The organism is Candidatus Rhabdochlamydia sp. W815 (assembly GCF_018642185.1).
Lineage (GTDB): Bacteria > Chlamydiota > Chlamydiia > Chlamydiales > Rhabdochlamydiaceae > Rhabdochlamydia > Rhabdochlamydia oedothoracis.
Window position 1 is genome coordinate 1 of sequence record NZ_JAAVTY010000075.1, and the last position, 7,658, is coordinate 7,658.

Annotated in this window: 7 protein-coding genes and 3 pseudogenes; 8 read left to right on the top strand and 2 right to left on the bottom strand. The window is 34.9% G+C overall.

Going from position 1 to position 7,658, the window contains the following annotated elements; all coding sequences use genetic code 11:
- Positions 1-340: 340 nt before the first annotated feature.
- Positions 341-568, bottom strand: coding sequence for a hypothetical protein (locus RHOW815_RS05675; protein ID WP_215217366.1), 228 nt, complete (start codon positions 566-568; stop codon positions 341-343).
- Positions 569-850: 282 nt separating this feature from the next.
- On the opposite strand from RHOW815_RS05675, the gene RHOW815_RS05680 reads away from it, so the two are divergent.
- From RHOW815_RS05680 to RHOW815_RS05715, 8 genes and pseudogenes are all read left to right on the top strand, one after another.
- Entirely contained in the window at positions 851-1,303 is a 453-nt protein-coding gene (locus RHOW815_RS05680; RefSeq protein WP_215217367.1) for a hypothetical protein, read from the top strand.
- Positions 1,304-1,311: 8 nt separating this feature from the next.
- Positions 1,312-1,746, top strand: a complete 435-nt coding sequence (locus RHOW815_RS05685) for a hypothetical protein (protein ID WP_215217368.1) — start codon at positions 1,312-1,314, stop codon at positions 1,744-1,746.
- Between the two features lie 12 nt (positions 1,747-1,758).
- The gene (locus RHOW815_RS05690; protein ID WP_215217369.1) at positions 1,759-2,607 is read left to right on the top strand and encodes a hypothetical protein; all 849 of its coding nucleotides are present in this window, start codon (positions 1,759-1,761) and stop codon (positions 2,605-2,607) included.
- Between the two features lie 13 nt (positions 2,608-2,620).
- A complete protein-coding gene (locus RHOW815_RS05695) occupies positions 2,621-3,706 on the top strand; it encodes a hypothetical protein (RefSeq protein ID WP_215217370.1) in 1,086 nt (361 codons plus the stop codon).
- Between the two features lie 10 nt (positions 3,707-3,716).
- The gene (locus tag RHOW815_RS05700; RefSeq protein WP_215217371.1) at positions 3,717-4,250 is read left to right on the top strand and encodes a hypothetical protein; all 534 of its coding nucleotides are present in this window, start codon (positions 3,717-3,719) and stop codon (positions 4,248-4,250) included.
- A 387-nt stretch (positions 4,251-4,637) separates the two neighbouring features.
- Positions 4,638-5,250, top strand: a pseudogene (locus tag RHOW815_RS05705) (transposase); the annotation flags it as partial.
- Positions 5,251-5,384: 134 nt separating this feature from the next.
- Positions 5,385-5,534: pseudogene (locus RHOW815_RS09350) on the top strand (IS701 family transposase); the annotation flags it as partial.
- Between the two features lie 177 nt (positions 5,535-5,711).
- Complete coding sequence (locus RHOW815_RS05715; RefSeq protein WP_215217374.1) at positions 5,712-7,148, top strand: dipeptidase; 1,437 nt, start codon at positions 5,712-5,714, stop codon at positions 7,146-7,148.
- Between the two features lie 25 nt (positions 7,149-7,173).
- On the opposite strand, the pseudogene RHOW815_RS05720 reads toward RHOW815_RS05715, so the two are convergent.
- A pseudogene (locus RHOW815_RS05720) lies at positions 7,174-7,658 on the bottom strand (hypothetical protein); the annotation flags it as partial.

The following is a 7,658-nucleotide window of genomic DNA, read 5'->3' on the forward strand; positions in this document are numbered from 1 at the left end:
GTCAGCTCTCTGGCTAGGGGTCAGTTTTTTCATACTCAATAGCTTAACACAAAACAAAATATTTTTCTATCCGATTGAATCGGAACCACTATATCATCAAAAGTTGGCAAAAAAAACCAAAAAGTTTTAGAATTAACCCACTCCATCACACTTTGGGACTAAACATTCCATCGCGATTAATCCGCTGTAGCCTTATTTATAATAGATTTCTTGCATAACCCCTTATTTTAAAGCTTTCATTTATAGATTCCTAATCTTAACAAAAGCATTTCCAGCTATATCGCTCAAACAATCATATCTCCTGGATTAAAATACTTTAAAATTTTAGATTGCTTATTGGTTATGCAAGAGATCTAATGTTTTGGTAATCCTGTATGGCTCGTTCGATAAAGTCTATTTGATTTTCTTGTGTTTTGAAAATTTTTAAAAACTTTGCCTTTTCTTCTTGTATACGTTCTGGGACTCTTTCTGGATTAGAAAGAGAAATTGTCATTGATTTATAATAGGTGTAAATTTTTTGTATGTTTTCTGTGTATTGTTTTTTGAAAATTTGTCTTTTATCTATCAAAGAACTAACTAACCTTGCACTGTCTTGACCTGCATTTGATTAATAAAATTTATCTCTAGTCAAAGAGAGGTTTTTGCTAAAGCAATTTCTTTTTCTTGATGCCTTTCTGTAAGAGAGCTGTTTTCTTTTAAATTTTTCGAATAGTTTTATTGTTTATTTATTACATTTAGTTTCTTTATAAATAATAAAATGAATTAAAAGACTGTGAAATTAATTCATTTTTATGTTTTAATAAAACTAAGGTCGATTAAATTAGCACAAACTATAAAAAGAGAGCTAATCATGGCAGAAAATTCTTTAGCAGCCGCAGCAGAGATAGTAGCTACTCTCTCTAATTTGAGTGAGGAACAATGCTCTTCATCTAAAGATGAAGCGTACATAAAAAGCATTCTAAGGAATGCGTTGTCGGAAATTAACAACCCTCAAGAGCTGAAACGCATTCTAACAAATCTTGCAAGTACAAAAGGACTTAGTGATAGCGTACGTAATTGTTTAGATATCCTTATGCCAAAAGTAAATAAGCTTTGCAATGCAGAAGAAGCATCAAAAAGCTCTCCGGGGGATTCAAAGCTCAATGATAATGTGAGAAAAATTAAAGCGTGTGTAAATACCGTTCTTACCAAGTTACAATCAGAAAATAGTCAAGCGCTAACTAAAGATAGAATACAGTTGAATCATTGGACCCAGGCTCAAGATACTGTTGGATCTATGGCAAAGGCAATTCTTTACATATAGGGAACTTTATGAAAAAAGACAAAGAGATCGAAAAAATCGAAATGTTTTTAGAAGAAGGGGTGGAGTATAAAGACACCCATTTTGAAGAGTTATTGAATTTGATGAACAAATTGATGGTGGATCTAAAAGAAGCGGTGTCCAAAGGAAGCCAAGAACAGCAGAAAATAGCTGCTGAGAAATTAGAGCAAGCAAGACACTTGTTATATGATTATCTCGAATCAGCAACAGAGAAACTAGGTTTAGAACAAGATCAACTACAATTGATTTTGTCCTATTTTTTTAATACAGTCTCGCCGAATCGAGATAGGCTTGTGATTTTTCAACAAGAGTTTGAAAAAAATAGCAAGGAAGTAGAAAAACTTATCGATGCAAAAATACCTCAGAAAAAAAAGCGAGGTACATTAAAAAAATATGCCCAGAAGTCCAGCTGGGTTCAATCTTAAGAAGGCTTTTTTATGTCTCTACAGATACAACAAATACCATTTATAGAAGAAGCAAATCCTAATAACCTTTTTATCGAAAAGGAAAAAGGTTATGACATCAATCTTTTATTAGTACTTGCCATTCTTGTTTTGGTTACAAATTCTAAAGGGACGGGAGCTCTTGATCGGGTTGTTAAAAAAATGGAAGAAGCAACACGTATAACAGAAGAGCTAAGAGGTTTTCAAGATAACCTGATCATGCTCAATGAAAAGATAGGTAAATTTCAACTATCTGCGGAAAAAGAGCCTACTGCGCAGTCTTGGGAAAAAGATCAAATAGGCAATATCATCAAAGAGTTTGCAAAAGGGGTTTTGGATCTTCAGAAAAATATTACAGAGCTTGAAAAACGTGTAAAAAAATATCCTGATCTCAAAACTCTTTTAGCATCTACGCAAGATCTTTTTAGATGTTTTAACGAGCAATTTAACCCCATAGATAGCCGTAGTATAATAGATGCTATTTCCGATTGGGAAGAAGATCAAGATCTAAATTTTCATGGAACGGATTTGCATTTTCAACCCAATGCTCAAAAAAAAGATCCTACCCAATTTAATCGCATGATTGCTTGGGCAATGACACAGGTTTATTTAATTAATGAAGGAAAAATCAAAGATCCAAAAGCGGAGAATCCACTGGAAGATTGGAATGCAGATGACAATGCTAGTATGCAAATGCTCATTGGACAGTCTCAACAAAACTCTATTGAAATGAAATCCTATATGACTCTAATCACGTCTTATAATAATACAATGAAAGCATCCCTACAGGCTTGTAAAAAAGAAGTACAAAACATGGTGAGGGAGCAAATCAGTCAAAACTAACAAGGAGGAATTTATGTCGGATATAACAACAACTACTTCTTCTAAAAAAATAATAGGGCCTATTTCAGAGCCTATTAAACCTGTTAAGTCAAAAACAAACCTCCCGCAGCAACAAGGAGAATTACCTTATACAGGATCAACAGATCCGATTCCACCAGAGCAGTTAAAGCAGATCGAACAAGATCTTGCCCGTTTATACGCACCAAAACATGTCGCGGCTCTCAAGAAATTTAGTGAAAAAGATCTACAACAAATCAAACAAGAAATCGCTAATCTATCCCCCAAACAATTAGAAGATCTAATGAATCAATTGAAAAAACATTTTAGTCAATTACAAGCTACTCTAACCGAGCTAAAAAAACAAAAAAAAATAGATCCTGAAAAAGCAGAGCTTATTTTAGATACTATAGATACCCTTGGCTCCAAAGATCTACAAAATTTCTCAAAAGATGATCAACAGAAATTAAACAACACAATTGATGCTCTCAAAGAAAAGGTAATCGATCTGATCAAAAATAAACAAGTAGACCCCGAAGAAGCGAATGTCTTAATCCTCTTTTTAGCCTTTGCAAAAGCTCAAATGGATCAAAACGATAAAGCCATGTTAGCTGGAATCCAACAAACCAAAGTAAAAACGACCCAGCTGGAATTGCAAGCTGAGAAACAAAAAGATCTCGCTGGTCAATCGACCCAAGGACGGCATTTCAGTAATACGAAAGCGCTTATTTTTGGAGTGCTTGCAGTCGCCCTAGGCGCGCTATTTGCATTTTGTACAGGAGGAGCAGGTAGTCTCGTATTAGGAGCTTTTCTTGGAGCTACCGCAGGAGCCATATCAATCGGAGCTGTTGCAGGTGTAGCAGGCAATAATTCTAACGCTCCAGGACTGGAAGGGGTAACAGATACAGGTCCTGATTCAACAATAATGAGTAAGTTACAAGCTCTGCTTGCTTATTGTAACACGCAAACGCAAAAACTCTCTTCTCAACTTGGCTCTACGGAAAAAATATTTGTGGAAAATGCCTCCGATAGATCTGCCCAGTTAGGTCAGCAAGCAGGACAAGCTATTACTGACATGGGCAGAATCATGGAAACTAAATAGGAGTTAAATCATGTCATTATCCATCTTAGAAACAAGCTCTCTTTTGCAGCATCTTCAAGGAGCTAGTACCAAAGTACAAGTAACCCAAATGGAGACTGTTAATCAGTTGACACAAATGCTGCAAACCTTAGCTGACCAGAGCCTTTCAGAAGCAGAAAAAATGGCCTTTATTACAAAAATAGCGGGTTATGTACAAATAGCTACTCTTTTCTTAGGTCCTCTTCTAGTACTTGGTGGAATCTTAGCAGCAGGAGGAGCGCTCTCTGGCCTCTTAAGCGAAGCAGCTGTAGCTGGAGCAGAAGGCTCTCTAAACTTAACGCAGGGAGTACTTGGTGGAACTCAAGGTGTATTAGAAACTACAAGTAGCGAAAAAAAAGCGAACATACAAAAAGATAAAACAAGTATCGCTGCCCTGCAGACAAATAGCGATGATACCTTGAAGACCGTAGAAAAAGAAATGGAAGAAACCAAAGAATACACAGAAGGGGTTATTAAAATCCTTAATAATGATGCAAAAATAGCTGCTCAAAAGACCATGCAATAAAAAATCTTTTTAATTAAACTTGTTTTACAAGTTAAAGACTTTTCTATTTTTAAAAGAGGTTCTTGAATAGCGTACAAGAACCTCTTTTTTTTAAGCCTTTTTGCCAACAGATTATTTTCATAGAGAACCCAACTTTATTATATTAATACTTAATAAGATATAAATTGTTAATTATATTAAAATGTGTTAATATAATAAACAAGAGATAATCAACATAAAGGTAGATCTAAAAAGTAGACAACAAAGTTACTTAAAAATGCTAGGAACCTCAGTGTTAAGTTTAATTAACTAAGAATAGGAAAGATAAGACAAAAAAGCAGTGCAAAAAGACCACTTAATGTTGTACAAGTTCATTTGCGAAAAAACAACAACAAAAAGAGGTCAAAAATGGAAAAGCTTGTCGAATTATACTGCTCTATAGATGATTTTTGGAAGGATTTTAACAAGCAATGGGAGCAACATTTAATTACCAAAGGCAAATTCTCAAGAGGCCCTAAAGGGAAAATGTCTATTCCTGAAATGATGACAATATCTATTTTGTTTCACCAATCAAACTACAGGAATTTCAAACACTTCTATTGCATTTATGTAATGGTTCATCTCCGTAAAGAGTTTCCTACTCTTATTAGCTACAGCAGATTTGTTTACCTTGTAAAAAATATTTTTATCCCCCTATTCGCTTATCTTTTACATAACAAAGGTAAAATTACTGGAATTAGCTTTAACAAAAGAATTAGGAGAAATAAAGTTTTTGCAAGATTTGCAAAAATGGGAAAAACAGGAGCAGGATAGTTCTTGGAAATTAAACTTCATTTAATAATTAATGAAGTAGGAGAAATTCTAGCTTTTCAATTAACACCTGGAAATACATCAGACGTTTCTGTAGCTGGTATTTTGTCGAAAGGAATTACTGGGAACTTATACGGCGATAAAGGATACATTTCAGGAAAATATGGATAGAGGTTTGCAATTATTCACAAATTTAAGAGCCTGTTTAAAATCTTTTCAAAAGTAGAACAATAAAAGCGAGAACCACCATATTCAGGCTTGTATGTAGTTTTCTTTCGCAATATTATCCTTTGATGATGCATGTAAAACCGGCTAGACTTAACGCAAAAAAGAGTTTTCTTTAAAATGAGATTTTTTTTGAGGGAATGCGAACAGACGAATTATATCCTAACTTATTTTGCTGAACATGCCCGTGATATTAATCATGATGCGATCAATAGATACTTGAGGAAAAGAGAGAAGTTGACTGCATCCCTGTTATGGGAACATGCTCGACAAGAGAATAGTTTTCATTTGGTCAAAGCTACTGCGTTTTACTCCTATTAAACATCGGAATTTCTCATTGTTTAATCTTATGCCATCGTATTTTTTTTAAAAACGCACAGGAAAAATTTGAACAAAATGATAATATGTTTTAACATTTTCTTGTTTATTAAATAAGAGTAACTATTTATGTCAAAATCTCTATTTGAAGATTGGTATCAAAAACATCAAGAGGAAATCTTGAATGATTTTTTTGCGTTTTTACGTTTTCCCAGTATTAGCACAAACAAGAAGTATGCACAGGGCATTAGAAAGACAGTGGATTGGCTGAGTGCATATATGAAGAAGATAGGGCTTACAGTAGACATATGGGAAACTTCCCATTTTCCTGTGATTTTCGGTTCTTATCTAAAAGCAGATTCTAATCGACCTACTTTGCTGATTTATCATCACTACGATGTGCAACCAGTTGACCCTATAGACTTATGGGATAATGATCCTTTTGACCCTATTTTAAAAAACAATTGTGTATATGCGCGCGGAGCTTCTGATAATAAAGGACAATGTTTTTATTCTTTAACCGCTTTAAAAGCTTATTTAGAATTAAGCAAGCAAATAGATATAAACATTAAAATAATCATTGAAGGAGAAGAAGAATCAAATAGTAAAGGGCTAAAGGAAATTCTCAATACAAAGACCAAAGAACTAAAAGCAGATTATCTGGTTATTGTAGATTCAGGAATCCCAAGTTTAGCCTCTCCAGCAATTACTTTAGGAATGCGAGGAATAGCAACGATTGAAGTAACTTGTAAGAATTCCTTTGTAGATTTACACTCGGGAAGCCATGGTGGAATAGCCTTAAATCCGAACCGCGTTTTGGCCAAATTATTAGCCAATATGTGGGATTCTTCAGGTAGGGTGGCTATCCCGCATTTCTACGATGAAGTGCAGCCCGCTTTGAAAAGTTGGACGAGCTTTTTGGATATGACATTTGATCAAAATCGATATACTAAAGAATTTGGTGTACATGCTTTTGCTCATGAAGAAGGATACTCTTTTTTAGAATCAAATTGGTTAAGACCTACTGTGGAAATAACTGGTATGTGGGGGGGCTATATAGAAGCTGGCTTTAAGACAGTGATTCCCTCCGTGGCACATGCGAAAATTTCCTGTCGATTAGTTCCCAAGCAGGATCCTCAAAAAGTGGTTCAGAGTATCGTAGAGTACTTCAAAAAACAGGCGCCACCAGGTATTAACATTTCTTGCAAAACAGAAGAGGGATATGGAGCTTTTTGTTGTTTTCCTGATTCTGTGATTGCCAAAACAGTTGTTTTGGCATATCAAGAAATATTTAAAAACCCTTGCAAATATATTGCATGTGGAGGATCTGTACCCATTATACCAGATCTGACAACCGCTAGTTCTGCAGAAACAATAATCATGGGTGTATCTCTTAGCACGAATAATATTCATGCTCCTAATGAGCATTTTAGCCTGGAATGCTTTAAGCTAGGTTTTTTAGTAATGACGAACATTTTCACACGATTGTCAGAGCAAGGAGATAAGGAAAAAGATTTTTGGTCAAAAGAAAAGCAATCGAAGGGCGTTTCTCTAGATAGAACTTGAGTTGACAGACAGAACTTCTCCGTTCTTATTTTTTTGAGCGTTGTTTATTTTCATTTTGGATTTGTTTTTGCTCCGGAGACATGGGAAATAAGAGCCTATCTCCCCACAGAGATACATTAAACTCCAATTCTGGGTTCATAAGATATACATAATTTCTGTGATATAAGGGAATGACAGGCATATCATCGATTAGAACTTTTTCAGCTTTTTCTAGAGTTGATAAGCGCTTATCGCCTTCCTTGTGGTTAGAGAGGTTGATTAATTCGATAAATTTAGGATGTTCCCAACCCGTGCAATTCCTTCCATAATTTCTATACTTAAACATTTGAAGGATACACATAGGATCATCATAATCAGAAAGCCAGCATGAAAGACACATGGTGTAATCTTTATTGTATAGCTTATCTAAAGCAATGCTAAAGGCCCTTTCAACCTTGAAGTGCACAAAAAAGAACATATAAATACTTGAAAAAACATCTATTGTGCACCCGAGCATAGCATGTTTGTAGA